This is a genomic window from Xanthomonas floridensis, assembly GCF_001642575.1.
Taxonomy (GTDB): Bacteria; Pseudomonadota; Gammaproteobacteria; order Xanthomonadales; family Xanthomonadaceae; genus Xanthomonas; species Xanthomonas floridensis.
Genome location: NZ_LXNG01000055.1, coordinates 46,603 through 64,250 on the forward strand (window position 1 = coordinate 46,603; position 17,648 = coordinate 64,250).

Genomic DNA, 17,648 nt, shown 5'->3' on the forward strand with positions numbered 1-17,648 from the left:
TGGCGGCGGTGGCGCGGTAAGTTCGGATGCACCTGCTGATCAACGCACCGCATCGGGATGTCTGCATGGCTGTCGTACCGCTGGTCGGGTTGCCGACCGATCGCATCGCGCAGGGGCCGCATCCGTTCCTGGCGGCCGGCGAAAAATACGTGCGCGCGGTGGTGGAAGCGGCCCGGGCCATGCCGGTGCTGCTGCCCAGCCTGCAGCCTACGCTCGATGCCGCCGTATGGCTGGAGCGCCTGGATGGCCTGCTGCTCACCGGGGCGGTCAGCAATATCGAGCCGCATCACTACAGCGACGAATCCAGTTGGGAGGGCAACCCGCACGATGCGGCCCGCGATGCCACCAACCTGGGGATGATTCCACAGGCGCTGGCGCGCGGCCTGCCGGTGCTGGCGATCTGCCGCGGCCTGCAGGAGGTGAACGTGGCGCTGGGCGGGCGCCTGCACCAGCGTGTGCATGACGTGCCCGGCCTGCGCGATCACCGCGAAGACCGCAGCGCTGCGCTGGAGGTGCAATACGGCCCCGCCCATCCGGTGCGGCTGCAGTCCGGCGGCTGGCTGGCCGGCATGAGCGGCGCCGACGAGGTCATGGTCAATTCGCTGCACGGGCAGGGCATCGCCACGCTGGCCGATGGCTTACTGGTCGAGGCCACCGCACCGGACGGCCTGATCGAAGCGTTTCGCGGCCCCGGGCCGGGGTTCCTGCTGGCGGTGCAGTGGCATCCGGAATGGCGTGTCACACAGCAACCGTTCTACCGTGCCATCTTTGAGGCCTTCGGCCAGGCCTGTCGCCGTTATGCCGCCCAGCGCGGCCAGTGAGGGTGTATGTCGCTTCGTCAACGTTCGCGTATTGCCACGCCCAAACAGCCGGAGAGCGCCTTGCGCCGCTGGCTCAAGGACCGCCACATCACCGAAGTGGAATGCCTGGTGCCGGACATCACCGGCAATGCGCGCGGCAAGATCATTCCGGCCGACAAGTTCTCGCACGACTATGGCACGCGGCTGCCGGAAGGCATCTTCGCCACCACCGTCACCGGCGATTTTCCGGACGATTACTACGCGCTGACCTCGCCATCGGATTCGGACATGCATCTGCGCCCGGATGCCTCTACCGTGCGCATGGTGCCGTGGGCCGCCGACCCCACCGCGCAGGTCATCCACGATTGCTATACCAAGGATGGCCAGCCGCACGAGCTGGCGCCGCGCAACGTATTGCGTCGCGTGCTCGATGCCTATGCGCAGGTCAAGCTGCAACCGGTGGTGGCGCCGGAGCTGGAATTCTTCCTGGTGCAGAAGAACACCGACCCGGATTTCCCGCTGCTACCGCCGGCCGGCCGCTCCGGCCGCCCGGAAACCGCGCGGCAGTCGTATTCCATCGATGCGGTCAACGAGTTCGACCCGATCCTGGACCTGATGTACGACTACTGCGATGCAATGGAACTGGACGTGGACACCTTGATCCACGAGTCGGGCGCCGCGCAGCTGGAAGTCAATTTCACCCATGCCGATGCCTTGTCGCGCGCCGATCAGGTGTTCCTGTTCAAGCGCACCATGCGCGAGGCCGCGTTGCGCCACGGCGTGTATGCCACCTTTCTGGCAAAACCAATGGAAACCGAGCCGGGTAGCGCGATGCACATCCACCAGAGCCTGTTGCACGCGGGCACCGGCAAGAATGTGTTCAGTGGCAAGCGCGAGGGCGGGTTCAGCGACACCTTCGCGCATTATCTGGGCGGGCTGCAGAAATACATTCCAATGGCGATGGGGCTGCTGGCACCCAACGTCAATTCGTACCGGCGGCTGATGTTCGGCGAGGTGTCGCCAAGCAATGTGCTGTGGGGGTTCGACAACCGCACCTGCGGGCTGCGGGTGCCGATCGATGCGCCGCAAAACATGCGGGTGGAAAGCCGCTTCGCCGGCTCCGACGCCAACCCGTATCTGGCGATGGCGGCGACCTTGGCCTGCGGGTTATTGGGCATCCGCGAAACGCTCGAACCCACCGCGCCGATCAGCAGCAATGGCAAGGAGCAGGGCTACGATTTGCCGCGCTCGTTGGGGGAGGCGCTGGATGGGTTGGAGGGATGCGAGGCATTGCAGGAGATGTTGGGCGCGCGGTTTGTGCGGGCGTATATCTCGGTGAAGCGGAAGGAATACGAGACGTTCTTTCGGGTCATCAGTTCGTGGGAGCGGGAGTTCTTGTTGTTGAACGTGTGAGTTGCCCGATCGAGACCCGTGCCAGGCGTTTCCCTTCTCCCGCCGGGAGAAGGTGCCCGAAGGGCGGATGAGGGTACGGTGTCAGGCGGTGTTGAGGCTTGGTTTGTGTGTTTTAGTGCTTCTAAAAGCTTCAAAACAGAGCAGAGCTTTCACGCCCTTCGGGCGCGAGTTACTTTTTCTTTGCTTGTGCAAAGAAAAAGTAACCAAAAAGAAAGCACACCCCGTCCTCGCGCCGTGCGCGCCTGCGGCGCTGCGGGTGCGCAAGTCCGGCAGAAATTTTTGTAAGGGACATCCTTGTCCCTTACAAAAACGTCGCGCATCCATGCGCGCCGCCCTGCGGGTTGTATCTGCCGGCCTTGCCGCTGCGGTATGGGGCCCCGGAAAAGCGAAAGCAAAGCAAAGCAACGCAACGCAAAGCAAGGCAAAGCAAGGCAAAGCAAGGCAAAGCAAAGCAAGGCAAGGCAAGGCAAAGCAGGGCAGGCGTGGCTTTGCGCAACGCACGGAGGTGCGGCGCCGTGTGCAGGGCCGGCGGTGCTGGGCAGGAGGCCGGAAGTGCGGTCGAAATGTGCAGGCTGCCTACGTCGCCAGACGTTTCCTTCTCCCGTCGGGACGTTGTCCTCCTTCATGGGGGACAAGCTGCCCGAAGGGCGGATGAAGGCGACGTCGGTGGCAGGGCAAGTTCTTGCGGCCCACCTGTCTGTCTGTCAGGCGTGCAAGCGAGTGGCCGAGCGATCTGCGCAGCCGTCCGCGGTCCGGCAACAGGGTCCGGGTATGCTCTTGGTTCCTGAGGGGTGGAGCAGGTCGTGGATTCTTCTGTGCTCAAGTCGTTGCAGCAACTCGATGCAGCGCATCATCTGCATCCGTTCAACGACAACGCGGCGTTGGCGCACAAGGGCACCCGGATCCTGACGCGCGGTGAGGGCGTGTATGTGTGGGATGCCGACGGCAACAAGTTGCTGGATGCGTTTGGCGGGTTGTGGTGCGTCAATGTGGGCTACGGGCGCAGCGAGCTGGCTCAGGCCGCTTCGCGCCAGATGGAGCAACTGGCGTACTACAACAGCTTCTTCCAGTGCACTACCGAGCCCACCATCCAGCTGGCCGCCAAGCTGGCGGAACTCACGCCGGGCGATCTGAACCATGCGTTCTTCGCAAACTCCGGGTCAGAGGCCAACGACACCATCCTGCGCCTGGTGCGGCATTTCTGGGCGGTGCAGGGGCAGCCGCAGAAGCAGGTCTTCATCGGTCGCCACGATGGCTACCACGGCACCACCATGGCCGGCGCCAGCCTGGGCGGGATGCAGGGCATGCACAAGCAGGGAGGCTTGCCGATTCCGGGCATCGTGCATATCGCACCGCCGTATCACTTCGGCGATGGCGGCGACATGGATCCGGAGGACTATGGCCTGCTGGCGGCGCGCCGGCTGGAAGCCAGGATCCTCGAACTCGGGCCGGAAAACGTGGCTGCCTTCATCGGCGAGCCCATCATGGGCGCGATCGGTGTCTATATCCCGCCGCGCAGCTACTGGCCGGAGATCGAGCGCATCTGCCGGCACTACGACGTGTTGCTGGTGGCCGATGAAGTGATCTGCGGATTCGGGCGCACCGGGCCGTGGTTCGGAGCCGAGTATTTCGGGTTTCAGCCAGATGTGATGACGCTGGCCAAGGGCATCACCTCCGGCTACATCCCGCTGGCGGCGGCGATGTTCAGCGATCGCGTGGCCGGGGTGCTCAAGCGGCAGGGCGGCGAGCTGGCACATGGCGGTACCTATGCCGGGCACCCGGTGTGTGCGGCAGTGGCGCTGGAGAATCTGCGCCTGCTGCAGGACGAGGGCATCGTGGACACTGCTCGCACGCAGATCGCGCCGTATCTGGCGCAGCGCTGGGCCGAGCTGGGCGAGCACCGGTTGGTGGGCGAGGCGCGCATCGCCGGGCTGGTGGGTGCGCTGGAATTGGTGCCGGACAAACGTCGGCGCGGAACCTACTTCCCCGGGCGCGGGCGGGTCGGCGCGCTCTGCCGTGATTTCGCGCTGCAACGCGGGCTGATCCTGCGCGCCACCTACGATGCGATGCTGCTGTCGCCGCCGCTGATCATCACACGCGCCCAGGTGGACGAGCTGTTCGACAAGGCCTGGGGCGCGCTGGACGACACCGCGCACGCGCTGGGCAGGTAAGCGACAGCGACGCATCGCCGGCGCGGCAGCAGCACCTGCGGCAGGAGCACTCTGCGCCCGCTGCCACGGCCATGCAGGGCCCGGCCTGCCGATCGGCGCCATGGCATCGGTCGCTGCGAAAGCGCCGTTGGGTAGCCAGCATGCTTCCCACTGCCCGGCGCATGGTCAGCACACCTCCCGGCCGGCCCTGCTGGGCAAACCTGGGCACGGTGGGTAGTCTGGCGGCAGACCGGCCCGCACCGGGCCGCCCCCATCGCGCTGGAGACCCACATGACGCTGCGACTGCTCGCACTGACGCTGTCCATCACCCTGTTGTCCGGCTGTGGCGGCGGTGGCGCGCCGGGGAAATCCGACGCGCAGGCCAAGGTGCTCAACGTCTACAACTATTCCGACTACATCGCCGAAGACACCATTCCGGCATTCGAGAAGAGCACCGGCATCAAGGTCACCTACGATGTGTTCGACAGCGACGAGATGGTGGAAACCAAGTTGCTGGCCGGTGGCAGCGATTACGACGTGGTGGTGCCCACGCTCAATTTCTTCGGCCGCCAGATCCAGGCCGGCGTGTTCCTGCCGCTGGACAAGAGCAAGATCCCCAACCTGGCCAATCTGGATCCGGACGTGATGCGCCGCATCGCCGCGCAGGACCCGGGCAATGCCTATGGCGTGCCGTACATGATCGGCACCACCGGCATCGGCTACAACGTCGACAAGCTCAAGGCGATCTTCGGCAGCACCGAGGTCGCCAACAGCTGGGACCTGGTGTTCAAGCCGGAGAACCTGTCCAGGCTCAAGGACTGCGGCGTGACCATTCTGGACACGCCCTCGGACATGATTCCGATCGCCCTGAACTACCTGGGCCTGGACCCGCACAGCACGGTGCCGGCCGAGATCGAAAAGGCTGCCGCGCTGATCAAGGCCATCCGGCCGTACGTGCAGAATTTCCATTCCAGCCAGTATGTGACCTCGCTGGCCAACGGCAATACCTGCCTGGCGGTGGGCTGGTCGGGCGACATCATCCAGGCGCGCGATCGCGCGGTGGAAGCTGGCAACACCATCAAGGTGGCCTACGCGATCCCGAAGGAAGGCGCGCCGCAATGGTTCGACATGCTGGCCATTCCCAAGGACGCCAAACATCCGGAAAACGCCTATGCGTTCATCAATTACCTGTTGAAGCCCGAGGTGGCCGCGGCCAATACCAACTTCATCCACTACGCCAACCCGGTGCGTACCGCCACACCGTTGGTGGATGCGGCGATCCGCAACGACCCCACCATCTATCCGCCGCCGGAAGTGACCGCCAAGATGTTTACCTACGCGATCAATCCGCCGGACGTGGATCGCCTGTACACGCGGCTGTGGACCGAGATCAAGACCGGCCGCTGACTGCAGCGCACGCCTGTGCGGCTTCCGAACGTGCGAGACAGGTGCTCGGACGCCTCGCTCCAGATTCCTGCGCGCCGTCCACGGCCACCTGACCACCGCCCGTGACGGGTTGCTGGCCGCTCCGAGGTCTACGCGTCGCTAACCGCCGCGGCGCAGGCCGCCGCGTTCCCATAAAAACCCCATCTTGGTCGCGAACACTGCAGACCTGGTCGCAACTGCATGCGGCTGGTGCGGCACCGTCGCGTGCCTGCTGGCGCAGCGTGCGTGGCCAACCGCCCAGCGCCCGGACCCATGCAAGCCCAGCGGCGGCTGACCAGGCTCATCACACAATCTGTACTGACGGGTTCAAATAATTGTATGGTTTCGCCGCGCTCGCTGGCGCCGCTATGGCGGCACGCCGTCGCGCGCCTCGCCCACGACACACAGGACGCTTCCTTTGAGCAACCAAGACCACCCGTCCAACGATGGCCGCGATTCGTCCGCCGATGCCCAGGGCGATGAGGCCCAGCAGCCGCCCAAACCGTCGCCGCTGAAGAACCCCAAGGTCAAGTGGACCCTGATCCTGGTGGGCGTGCTGGTGCTGGTGCTGCTAGTGGTCTGGCTGGCCTATTACCTGATCAAGGGCCGCTACATGCAGGACACCAATAACGCCTACCTGCAGGCCGACTCGGTGGCGGTGGCGCCGCGCGTCAGCGGCTATGTGACCAAGGTGCTGGTGGGCGACAACCAGATCGTGGACGCCGGCCAGCCGTTGCTGCAGATCGATGACCGCACCTACCAGGCCACCCTGCAGCAGGCCGAGGCAGCCATTGCCGCACGCCAGGCCGACATCGTGGCCGCCACTGCCAATGTGGCCGGCCAGGAAGCGGCGCTGGTGCAGGCGCAGACCCAGGTGACTTCGGCCGCGGCCAGCCTCACCTTCGCCCGGGCCGAAGTGAAGCGCTTTGCGCCGCTGGCGGCCTCCGGCGCCGACACCCATGAGCACCAGGAAAGCCTGCAGCACGAACTGGCCCGCGCCCGCGCCCAATACGATGCCGCACAGGCGCAGGCCACCGGGGCGCAGAGCCAGATCCAGGCCAGCAAGGCGCAGCTGGAACAGGCCCAGGCCGGCCTGAAGCAGGCCACCGCCGATGCCGACCAGGCACGCGTGGCGGTGGAAGACACCCGCCTGACCAGCCGTATCCACGGCCGGGTCGGCGACAAGACCGTGCAGGAAGGGCAGTTCCTCGCCGCCGGCACCCGCACCATGACCATCGTGCCGCAGGAATCGCTGTACCTGGTCGCCAATTTCAAGGAAACCCAGGTCGGCCTGATGCGCCCCGGCCAGCCGGCCGAGATCGAAGTGGACGCGCTGTCGGGCGTGAAACTGCATGGCAAGGTCGAAAGCCTGTCGCCGGGTACCGGCTCGCAGTTCGCGCTATTGCCGCCGGAAAACGCCACCGGCAACTTCACCAAGGTGGTGCAGCGCGTGCCGGTGCGCATCCGCGTGCTGGCCGGCGAGGAGGCGCGCAAGGTGCTGGTGCCGGGCATGTCCGTGGAAGTGACCGTGGATACCCGCTCGGCCAAGGACGCCAAGCAACGCGCCGAAGAAGAATCCGACCGCGTGCAGGAGCAGGAGCGCGCGCAATGAGCGCAGCGGCCGCCACCGGCCAGAGCGCCGGCGGCAGCGCAGGCCGCGAGAAGGCCAGTCCGGGCGCGTGGCTGGCGGTGCTGGCCGGCACCATCGGCTCGTTCATGGCCACGCTGGACATCTCCATCGTCAACGCCGCGCTGCCCACCATCCAGGGCGAGGTGGGCGCCAGCGGCACTGAAGGCACCTGGATCTCCACCGCCTACCTGGTGGCCGAGATCATCATGATCCCGCTCACCGGCTGGTTCGTGCGCACGCTGGGCCTGCGCAACTTCCTGCTGATCTGCGCGGTGATGTTCACCGCCTTCTCGGTGGTGTGCGGCCTGTCGACCTCGTTGCCGATGATGATCATCGGCCGTGTCGGCCAGGGCCTGGCCGGTGGCGCGCTGATTCCGACCGCGCTGACCATCGTGGCCACCCGGCTGCCGCCCAGCCAGCAGACCATGGGCACCGCGCTGTTCGGCATGACCGTGATCATGGGACCGGTGATCGGCCCGCTGCTGGGCGGCTGGCTCACCGAAAACGTCAGCTGGCACTACGCATTTTTCATCAACGTGCCGATCTGCGTGGGCCTGGTGGCGCTGCTGCTGCTGGGGCTGGAGCATGAGAAGGGCAACTGGGCCGGCCTGCTCGATGCCGACTGGCTGGGCATCTACGGCCTCACCGCCGGGCTGGGCGGGCTGACCGTGGTGCTGGAGGAAGGCCAGCGCGAGCGCTGGTTCGAATCCAGCGAGATCAACACGCTGAGCGTGATCGCGCTCAGCGGTTTCATCGCGTTGATCGTTGGCCAGTTCCGCAAGCGCGCACCGGTCATCCACCTGTCGCTGCTGCTGCATCGCAGCTTCGGCGCGGTGTTCATCATGATCATGGCGGTGGGCATGATCCTGTTCGGCGTGATGTACATGATTCCGCAGTTCCTGGCGGTGATCTCCGGCTACAACACCGAGCAGGCCGGCTATGTGCTGCTGCTGTCCGGTCTGCCCACCGTGCTGCTGATGCCGATGATGCCCAAACTGCTCGAAGTGGTGGACGTGCGCATCCTGGTGATCGCCGGCCTGCTGTGCTTTGCCGCCGCCTGTTTCGTCAACCTGTCGCTGACCGCCGACACGGTGGGCATGCATTTCGTCGCCGGGCAGCTGCTGCAGGGCTGCGGGTTGGCGCTGGCGATGATGTCGCTCAACCAGGCGGCCATTTCCTCGGTGCCACCGGAACTGGCCGGCGATGCCTCGGGTCTGTTCAATGCCGGCCGCAACCTGGGCGGTTCGGTCGGCCTGGCGCTGATCTCCACCTTCCAGGAGCGGCGCATGACCTTCCACACCGAGACCATCGGCAGCTCGATCACCGCCAATGCCCCGCGTGCGCAGGAGGCGCTGGCCGGCCTGAGCGCGCAGATGCAGGGCAGCGCAGGGGGCGAGGCGGCGATTCGCTCGATAGCGCAGTTCGCGCGGGTGGTGCAACAGCAGGCGCTGGTGATGACCTACAGCGACCTGTTCTGGATCTTCGGCATGATCGTGGTGTGCACGATCCCGCTGGCCTTTTTGCTCAAGCCGTTACCCAAGGGGACGCACCTTGCGATGCATTGATTCCATGCGCCTGCTCCGCATGCCGCTGGCCGCGGCGTTGAGCGCCGTCGTGCTCGGCGGCTGCATGCTCGGCCCCAATTACACCAAGGCCCCGCCGGTGGCCGAGGCGGCCATGCAGGCCCCGGCGCTGCATCGCGCCAGCGGCGCCGAGGTGGTGGCCGCCGCACCGTTGAACCACTGGTGGGAAGACCTGCACGACCCGACCCTGACCCAGCTGGTGACCCAGGCGCTGGCCGACAGCCCCAACCTGCGTGCGGCGCAGGCACGGCTGCGCGCCAACCGCGCACTGGCCCGCCAGCGCCGTGCCGAGCGTCTGCCCAAGCTCAACGCCAGCGCAGTGTATGCGTATGCCGAGCCGCCGCAGACCATCGTCGATACGCTGGGCGGCTTGCAGAACGGTCAGAACGGTCAGCCACCGGCACAGGGCAGCGAGGCGCTGGATCTGGAAAAGACCCAGATCTACAGCGCCGGTTTCGACGCCAGCTGGGAGCTGGATTTCTTCGGCCGTCGGCGTCGTGCCGCCGAAGGCGCACTGGCCCAGGCACAGGCGTCCGAGGCCGAACTGGCCGACGCACAGGTGCAGCTGGCCGCCGAAGTCGGGCAGGTGTACCTCAACTACCGTGGCCTGCAGGCGCGGCTGGCGATCGCCGATGCCAATCTGGCCAAGATCCGCCAATCGCTGCAGCTGGTGCAGCAACGCCGGACCCAGGGTGCCGCGTCGGACCTGCAGGTCGAACAGATCGCCACCCAGGTGCAGCAGCAGGAGGCGCAACGCCTGCCGCTGGAAATGCAGGCGCAGGAAGCGCAGGACCAGCTCGCGCTGATGGTTGGGCGCGAGCCCGGCGCGCTGGACGCCCAGTTGAGCACGGCCCAGCCGTTGCCGATGCTGCCCGCCCAGGTGCGCGTGGACGATGCCGGCGCGCTGATCCGCCGTCGCCCGGACGTGCGCAAGGCCGAGCGCGAGCTGGCTGCCTCCAGCGCACAGATCGGCGAGGCGCTGAACGGCTATTTCCCGCAGGTGACCCTGCTGGGCGGCCTGAGCTGGGTGGCCGGCTCACCAAGCGATTTCAATTCCGATGCGTTGACCACCCTGGCGGTGCCGATGCTGCGCTGGTCGATCTTCGATTTCGGCAAGACCCGTGCGCAAGTGGATCAGGCGCGCGCCGGCAACGCCGGTCGCGAGGCGGCCTACGAGGCGGCAGTACTAGGTGCCCTGCAGGATGCCAATGCAGCGCTGTCGCGTTTCGGTTCGGCGCGCAAGCAGCTGGTGGTGGCGCGCCAGGCCGAAGCCTCGGCCACGCGCTCTGCCGGGCTGATGCAGCAACGCCGCGATGCCGGCGCCACCTCGTCGATCGATCTGCTGGATGTGCAGCGCCAGCAGCTCTCCGCGCAGGACGCCGCCGCGCAGGCGCAGGTGCAACTGCTGGTGAACTACGTGGCCTTGCAGAAGAGCCTGGGGCTGGGCTGGAGCGAGGCGCCGCAGGAAACGCAGTGAGGCGCCGGCGGTTGCAGTATCGGAAGGCGGCTATCGTGAGGCGGGCGCGGGCTGGAGCGGCCTGCGCCGGTTTCACTGGCAGGTGCAGGCAGCACCCGCCTGGCCGGAGTCACGACGACGCAGTGCTGCCGTCGCTGGCGTGCCAACCTCGATGGTCCGATGCCACTGACAGATGCGTGTCTCGTGCGGGGATGGCGATGGTGGGTTCGGAGATCATTTTCTGTATCGACCCCATCGCACGAGTGAGAGTCTTGCGCGAGTGAGCCTCTTGGTCGCTGAGCTGCAACAGCCGGGATTGCGTGACCTGCGACAGCCCGGGTTGTCGCTACGCGTAGTGACGCGGCCCGCACGGCGGTTCGCACCGCGCCGGCGGCCGATCACAGCGGCATGCAATATCCCGGGAGGGTCCGCTTTCCCGCACATCCCCGGCTAGTCGGTCCTGCAGCGGACACAGGCTTTTGTCATGATGGCGCGCAGACTCCGTGCATGGCGCCTGCGCCTGCCGCCATCGAGAGAATGCATGTCACTGCCCGAGGCCATGTCGCCACCTTCCAGCCCTGCCGATGCCGGTTATCTGTCCATCGAGGCGGTGCGCAAGGAGTTCGATGGCTTCGTTGCGGTGGACGACGTCAGCCTGCAGATCCGCAAGGGCGAAATCTTCGCGCTGCTGGGCGGGTCGGGCAGTGGCAAATCCACCTTGCTGCGCTGTCTGGCCGGTTTCGAGCGGCCCACCAAGGGGCGCATCACCCTGGATCGCCAGCCCATCGACGCGCTGCCGCCGTACGAGCGGCCGATCAACATGATGTTCCAGTCGTATGCGCTGTTTCCGCATATGAGCGTGGAGCAGAACATCGCCTTCGGGCTCAAGCAGGAAGGGCTGTCGAAGGCGGCGGTCACCGCCCGTGTCGGCGAGATGCTGGAGCTGGTGCAGCTGGGCGCGCTGGCCCGGCGCAAGCCGCATCAGTTGTCCGGGGGCCAGCAGCAACGGGTGGCGCTGGCGCGCTCGCTGGCCAAGCGGCCCAAGCTGCTGTTGCTGGACGAGCCGATGGGCGCGCTGGACAAGAAGCTGCGCTCGCAGATGCAGCTGGAACTGGTCAACATCATCGAGACCTCCGGCGTCACCTGCGTGATGGTGACTCACGACCAGGAAGAGGCGATGACCATGGCCACGCGCATCGCGCTGATGGACCAGGGCTGGATCCAGCAGGTCGGCACGCCGGACGAAATCTACGAACAGCCGGCCAATCGCTTCGCCGCTGAATTCATCGGTTCGGTGAATCTGGTCGATGCGGTCATTGCCGAGGATCAACCGGACTACGTCGCCTTGAAGACGCCTGCCTTCGACGCCCCGATCCGGATCGGCCATGGCATCACCGGCTTCGAAGGGCAGGCGGTGGCGTTTGCGCTGCGCCCGGAAAAGCTCGCCATCGGCAAGGACGAGCCGGCGCAGTCCTGCAACAAGGCGCAAGGCGTGATCGAAGATATCGCCTACTTCGGCAGCCATTCGGTCTACCACGTGCGCCTGCCCAGTGGGGTCAAGCTGATGGCCAACTTCGCCAATCGCCAGCGCTGGGCCAGCGAAGCGCTGACCTGGGGCGATGCGGTGTGGGTGGGCTGGGGCGAGGACGACGGCGTGGTGCTCACCGCATGACGCGCCTGTTCCGTCGCGGGGTGCCGGGCGCGCGCTGGGGCGTGATCGCCGCGCCATATCTCTGGTTGCTGGTGTTCTTCGCGATCCCGTTCCTGATCGTGTTGAAAATCTCGTTTGCCGAGCGCGCCACCGCGATGCCGCCGTACACGCCGCTGTTCGCGTCTGCGGCCGATGGCGCGGTGAGCGTCAAGTTGCATCTGGGCAATTATCTGGTGCTGTTGCGCGACAGCCAGTACGTGGCCGCGTACCTGAGTTCGATCAAGATCGCGGCGATTTCCACCGCACTGGCGCTGCTGATCGGCTATCCGATGGCGTATGTGATCGCACGCCTGCCACTGGCCACGCGCAACGTGGCGATGATGCTGGTGGTGCTGCCGTCGTGGACCTCGTTCCTGATCCGTGTCTACGCATGGATCGGCATCCTCGATGGCAATGGTCTGCTCAATCAGGCGTTGCTGGCGATCGGTGTGATCCGGCAGCCGCTGCAGTTGCTGTACACGCCGATCGCCGCCTACATCGGCATCGTCTATTGCTACCTGCCGTTCATGGTATTGCCCCTGTACGCCAACCTGGTCAAGCACGACCAGCGCCTGCTGGAGGCGGCCTACGATCTTGGCGCGCGTCCGTGGCAGGCGTTTGTGCGCATCACCTTGCCGCTGTCGCGCAACGGCATCGTGGCCGGCTGCATGCTGGTGATGATTCCTGCGGTGGGCGAGTTCGTCATTCCGGAAATGCTCGGCGGCCCGAACACCTTGATGATCGGCCGCGTGTTGTGGGGCGAATTCTTCAATAATCGCGACTGGCCGGTGGCCGCAGCGGTGGCCACGGTCATGTTGCTGGTGCTGCTGGTGCCGATCGTGATCTTCCACCGTTACCAGCAGCGCGAGCTCGAAGGGCGGCTGACATGATGCGCGCCTCGCGCGGTGGGCGCGTACTGGGCAGCAGCGTGCTCGCGCTGGGGTTCGGCTTTTTGTATCTGCCGATCCTGTTGCTGATGGTGTACTCGTTCAACGCCTCGCGCCTGGCCACGGTGTGGGGCGGCTTTTCCACCCGCTGGTATGGCGAATTGCTGCGCGACCGGCAACTGCTGGACGCGGCCTGGGTCAGCCTGGAAGTCGCGTTCTGGACCGCCTGCGCATCTACCGTGCTCGGCACCATGGCGGCCATGGCGATGGTGCGCATGCGCAGATTCCCAGGCAAGACCGTGTTCGGTGCCTTGATCACCGCGCCGCTGGTGATGCCGGAGGTCATCATCGGGCTGTCGATCCTGTTGCTGCTGGTCTCGATGGGCGGGGTGCTCGGCATCGCGCCACGCGGCGCGGTGGCGATCTGGGTGGCGCACGTCACCTTCACCGTGTCGTTCGTGACGGTGGTGATTTCTTCGCGCCTGCAGGAGCTGGACCGCTCGCTGGAAGAGGCCGCGATGGACCTGGGCGCAACGCCACTGAAGGTGTTCTTCCTGATCACCTTGCCGATCATCGCTCCGGCCCTGGCCTCGGGCTGGCTGCTGGCCTTTACGCTGTCGCTGGACGATGTGGTGATCGCCAGCTTCCTGGCCGGGCCCAGTTCCACCACGCTGCCGATCAAGGTGTTTTCGTCGGTACGGCTGGGCATCAGCCCCAAGATCAACGCACTGGCCACGCTGATGGTGCTGGCAGTCTCGATTGCCGCGGTGATCGGCTGGTGGCTGCTGGCGCGCAGCGAAAAACGCCGCCTGCGCGATCAGCAGCTGGCACAGCAAGCGATTGCCTGAGCATGCTTTCGCGTTCATGCGGTGAATGCACCCTCGGCACTCGTCCGCCAGATGGGCGTAGACGCTCATGGCGCCGATAGATGCGGACGCTGCAGGTCGCCTCCGGGCGCTCGTTGCGCTTGCCGCTGATGAACACAGCAGTGTGATCGGCGGTTCTTACCTGGCCGGTGGCGTGTAACCGTTGTCCCAGGGCTCTGGCTTGGTCAGGTAGCACTGGTATTCGGCCCTGATGGCATAGCCGTGTTGCTCGACGCCGGGTTGCTCGTCGGCGCGCTCCTTGCGGTTGTTCTTGTCGTCGTTCTTGGACGTTCGCTTCTCGGGAAAGATCGCAACCAGGTTCGGCGACGAACGCGCGGTGATGAGTTGGCGGATGGCGGTGTCCGCGCAGGCCTGCTGCGCTTCTTCCTCGCAAGGTTGCGCGGGATCGGGCTGCAGGCTGGTGCAATTCACGGTGACAAACCCGGCCGGTCCGGGCCGGGGGCCACGCAACAGGTCCTGGACGGCGGCGCATCCAGGCAGGCACGCGCTGGTGCCAAGGACAACCAGAACAATCAGATTCCGGCGCATCGTGGTGGTCTTCCATGAATGGATCTTTCAACTGCGCGATGCTAGAGCACTTTGCGTAATTGACACATGGGCCAGGGCAGGCCTCTTTCCGTTCCATGGTGCTGCAGGCGCTCTTCAGAGGCCGCACGGTGCGCGTTGCACGATGGAGTGCGGCATCGCGTCGCGGGAGCGGAAAACACAGCGTTGCACTGATTTCAGCCGGCTGTGACGCGGCTACAACTTTCCGGCGACTAGCATGGCCGCCTTGCTACTGGAGAACGCCATGCCCTACGACACCGTCAACCCGGCCAATGGCCAGGTCGAGCACACCCAGCACACCCTGGACGCTGCCGGCATCGAAGCGCGCCTGGCCGCATCGGCCAAGGCATTTCCGGCCTGGGCCGCGTTGCCGCTGGTCGAGCGCGGCGCGTTGCTGCGACGCGTCGGCGAAGAGTTGACCAGGCGGCGCGATGACCTGCAACGCATCATGACCGTCGAAATGGGCAAGCTGCGCCACGAGGCGTTGGCCGAAGTCGACAAGTGTGCTCAGGCCTGTGCGTATTACGCCGATCATGGGGCCGAGTACCTGGCGCCGCACGAGATTCCAACCGAGGCGCAGTCCAGCTATGTGCGCTATGAGCCGTTGGGCTGCGTGTTTGCGGTAATGCCCTGGAATTTTCCGTTGTGGCAGGCATTTCGGTTCCTGGCGCCCGGCCTGATGGCCGGCAACGTGTCGCTGCTCAAGCACGCCAGCAATGTGCCGCGTTGCGCGGATGCCATGAAGCAGGTGCTGGACGCCGCCGGTATTCCGCCAGGCGTGTTCGATGTGTTGCACATCGACAACGACCAGGCCGCCGATGTCCTGCGCGACGACCGGATTGCCGCGGTGACCTTGACCGGCAGCGAACGCGCCGGGCGCTCGCTCGCTGCCAACGCTGGCGATCAGTTGAAGAAGTGCGTGATGGAACTGGGTGGCAGCGATGCCTTCATCGTGCTGGACGATGCGGAATTGGAGCACACGGTGGAGTCGGCGGTGCAGTCGCGTTTCGACAACAGCGGGCAGACCTGCATCGCGGCCAAGCGCTTCATCGTGGTCGATGCCATCGCCGACCAGTTCATCGAGCGCTTTGTCGCCGCTGCATCCAGGCGTGTGGTCGGTGACCCGCAGCAGGAAGGCACGACGCTCGCACCGATGGCACGCGCCGACCTGCGCGACGAATTGCACAAGCAGGTGCAGGCCAGCGTGGAGAAGGGCGCCAAGGTATTGCTGGGCGGCAAACCGGTATCGGGCTCGCATGCAGGCTACCCGGCCACGATCCTCGACCAGGTCGCCCCTGGCATGCCGGCGTACGAGGAGGAATTCTTTGGCCCGGTGGCCTCGATCATTCGAGTGGCCGACGAAGCAGAAGCGGTGCGCGTGGCCAACGACACCAGCTTCGGCCTGGGCGGCAGCGTGTGGACGGCGGACGCCAAGCGCGGCGAACGCGTCGCCCAGCAGCTGCAATGCGGCGCAGCCTTCGTCAACTCGGTGGTCAAGAGCGATGTGCGGCTACCGTTTGGTGGCATCAAACGCTCAGGCTTCGGTCGCGAGCTGGCCGATCACGGCATCCACGAGTTCATGAACATCAAGACGATCTATGTGGCTTGAGGGCCGGGATTGGTGATTCGGGATTCGGGATTCGCAAAGGCCGGGGCGCTTCCCTTCTCCCGCCGGGAGAAGGTGCCCGAAGGGCGGATGAGGGTGCGGGTCGCACTTGATGGTTGATTGTTGCTTAAAAAAGCACCTGGTAGCGCAGAGTCTTGAGCAGAGGCCTCAGGCAGAAGCAGAGGCCTCAGGCGAACGCTTCCGTGCCTTGCGGCACGGGTTAATTTTGTTTCGGCAAAAGTAACCAAAACCATATCGCCCGACGCGATCCGGTGCGATGGAGTCGCACCGTTCCCCTGCGCTCCTCGCCACCGCGGCACGGCGCCCAAACTCGCTACGCTCAGACAGGGCGCCTCTTCGGCCACGCGTGGCTCCGGTTCTCGGCTCGCTCTAGGGCGAGGGTAAGCTAGAGCCAATTCCAAAAACTAAAAAGCTAATAGCCAATATTTAGAAGCAGGGGCGAAGACCTGATAGTTAGAAATATCCAGCAGCTCGGCGCCGAAGCGAACAATCAGCAGTCAGGAAACCCGCTCTACCCATTCCCGAATCCCCATTCCCGATTCCCAGCTCAAAGCCACCGCGCCCGCTTGAACAGGCGATACAGCACCAGGCAGGACGCGACGATGCCGCCTACCAGCAAGGGGTAGGCGTAGGGCTTGTCGAGTTCGGGCATGTGGGTGAAGTTCATGCCGTACCAACTGGTGATCAGCGTGGGTGCGGCCAGCAGGGCGGCCCAGGCGCCCAGGCGCTTGACCGTCTCACCTTGTGCCAGCGTCACCATCGACAGGTTGACGCTGAGTGCGGTACCCAGCATTTCGCGCAGGGTGTCGATGGCGTCGTTGATGCGCACCGCATGATCGAGCACGTCGCGCAGGTAGATGCCAACTTCTGAGTGGATCAGCGAGCCGGGGTTGCGCTTGAGGTGCGAGAGCACGTCCTGCAACGGCGCCACCACCAGCCGCATCTTGTTGAGTTCGCGCTTGAGCTCATACAGGCGCACCACCGTCTCGCGCTTGTAGTCGTCGGCAAAGATGTCCTTTTCCAGGCGCTCCAGCGTGTCGCGGAACTCGTCCATGATCGGCAGGTAGTTGTCGACCACGAAGTCCAGCACGCCATACAGGCAGAACGAGGCACCCATGCGCAGCATGGCCGGCTCGCGCTCGACCCGATGCCGCACCGGCGTGTACGACAGCGATGCGCCATGGCGCACGGTCAGCAGAAACCGCTTGCCCAGGAATGCATGCGTTTCGCCATAACGGATACGCTCGTTGACCAGCTGGGCAGTATTGACCACCACGAACAGCGAGTTGCCATAACTCTCGGCCTTGGGGCGCTGGTGCGCCTTGAGCGCGTCTTCGATCGCCAGGTCATGCAGGCCGAACTCGTCCCGCAGCTTGTGCAGCACCGATTCCTGCGGTTCGTACAGGCCAACCCACACAAAGCCGTCCGGACGTTCCAGCACGTCGCTGATCTGCTCCAGGCTGATGTCGTGCCGCTCGCCGTCGCCGTCGTAGTACGCGCAGGTGATGACGCAGGACGGATTGTCGGGATGGCGGCCGTGGTGGTTCATGGGCG

General features: G+C 65.4%; 13 protein-coding genes. 11 read left to right on the forward strand and 2 right to left on the reverse strand.

Annotation, left to right across the window (positions count from 1 at the left end; translation table 11 throughout):
- Positions 1 to 65 precede the first annotated feature (65 nt).
- The 10 genes from A7D17_RS19405 to A7D17_RS19450 all read left to right on the forward strand — a co-directional run bounded on the left by A7D17_RS19405 (position 66) and on the right by A7D17_RS19450 (position 13,882).
- On the forward strand, positions 66 to 821 hold the full coding sequence (locus tag A7D17_RS19405; RefSeq protein WP_064510752.1) for a gamma-glutamyl-gamma-aminobutyrate hydrolase family protein: 756 nt from the start codon (positions 66 to 68) through the stop codon (positions 819 to 821).
- Positions 822 to 827: 6 nt separating this feature from the next.
- On the forward strand, positions 828 to 2,213 hold the full coding sequence (locus A7D17_RS19410; RefSeq protein ID WP_064510604.1) for a glutamine synthetase family protein: 1,386 nt from the start codon (positions 828 to 830) through the stop codon (positions 2,211 to 2,213).
- Between the two features lie 803 nt (positions 2,214 to 3,016).
- Positions 3,017 to 4,384: an aspartate aminotransferase family protein gene (locus A7D17_RS19415; RefSeq protein WP_064510753.1), complete on the forward strand. Its 1,368-nt coding sequence runs from the start codon at positions 3,017 to 3,019 to the stop codon at positions 4,382 to 4,384.
- A gap of 270 nt (positions 4,385 to 4,654) precedes the next feature.
- Positions 4,655 to 5,770 (forward strand): polyamine ABC transporter substrate-binding protein, encoded by a 1,116-nt coding sequence (locus A7D17_RS19420; protein WP_064510605.1) that lies wholly within the window; start codon positions 4,655 to 4,657, stop codon positions 5,768 to 5,770.
- 436 nt (positions 5,771 to 6,206) lie between these two features.
- Entirely contained in the window at positions 6,207 to 7,400 is a 1,194-nt protein-coding gene (locus A7D17_RS19425) for an HlyD family secretion protein (RefSeq protein ID WP_064510606.1), read from the forward strand.
- Positions 7,397 to 8,983 carry an MDR family MFS transporter gene (locus A7D17_RS19430; RefSeq protein ID WP_064510607.1) on the forward strand — a complete coding sequence of 529 codons (1,587 nt, stop codon included), beginning with the start codon at positions 7,397 to 7,399 and terminating at the stop codon, positions 8,981 to 8,983. Before A7D17_RS19425 ends, A7D17_RS19430 begins: the two co-directional genes overlap by 4 nt.
- A gap of 4 nt (positions 8,984 to 8,987) precedes the next feature.
- On the forward strand, positions 8,988 to 10,478 hold the full coding sequence (locus A7D17_RS19435) for an efflux transporter outer membrane subunit (RefSeq protein ID WP_064510608.1): 1,491 nt from the start codon (positions 8,988 to 8,990) through the stop codon (positions 10,476 to 10,478).
- A gap of 520 nt (positions 10,479 to 10,998) precedes the next feature.
- Positions 10,999 to 12,129 carry an ABC transporter ATP-binding protein gene (locus A7D17_RS19440; RefSeq protein ID WP_064510609.1) on the forward strand — a complete coding sequence of 377 codons (1,131 nt, stop codon included), beginning with the start codon at positions 10,999 to 11,001 and terminating at the stop codon, positions 12,127 to 12,129.
- Entirely contained in the window at positions 12,126 to 13,037 is a 912-nt protein-coding gene (locus A7D17_RS19445) for an ABC transporter permease subunit (protein ID WP_064510610.1), read from the forward strand. Before A7D17_RS19440 ends, A7D17_RS19445 begins: the two co-directional genes overlap by 4 nt.
- On the forward strand, positions 13,034 to 13,882 hold the full coding sequence (locus A7D17_RS19450) for an ABC transporter permease subunit (RefSeq protein ID WP_064510611.1): 849 nt from the start codon (positions 13,034 to 13,036) through the stop codon (positions 13,880 to 13,882). The genes A7D17_RS19445 and A7D17_RS19450 overlap by 4 nt, the downstream gene beginning before the upstream one ends.
- Positions 13,883 to 14,038: 156 nt before the next feature.
- Here A7D17_RS19450 and A7D17_RS19455 read toward each other — a convergent pair whose 3' ends face one another.
- A complete protein-coding gene (locus A7D17_RS19455; RefSeq protein WP_064510612.1) occupies positions 14,039 to 14,449 on the reverse strand; it encodes a hypothetical protein in 411 nt (136 codons plus the stop codon).
- Between the two features lie 262 nt (positions 14,450 to 14,711).
- On the opposite strand from A7D17_RS19455, the gene A7D17_RS19460 reads away from it, so the two are divergent.
- Positions 14,712 to 16,076 carry an NAD-dependent succinate-semialdehyde dehydrogenase gene (locus A7D17_RS19460; protein WP_064510754.1) on the forward strand — a complete coding sequence of 455 codons (1,365 nt, stop codon included), beginning with the start codon at positions 14,712 to 14,714 and terminating at the stop codon, positions 16,074 to 16,076.
- Positions 16,077 to 16,641: 565 nt separating this feature from the next.
- Here the strand turns inward: A7D17_RS19460 and A7D17_RS19465 are convergent.
- Entirely contained in the window at positions 16,642 to 17,643 is a 1,002-nt protein-coding gene (locus A7D17_RS19465; protein ID WP_064510613.1) for a magnesium and cobalt transport protein CorA, read from the reverse strand.
- Positions 17,644 to 17,648 lie beyond the last annotated feature (5 nt).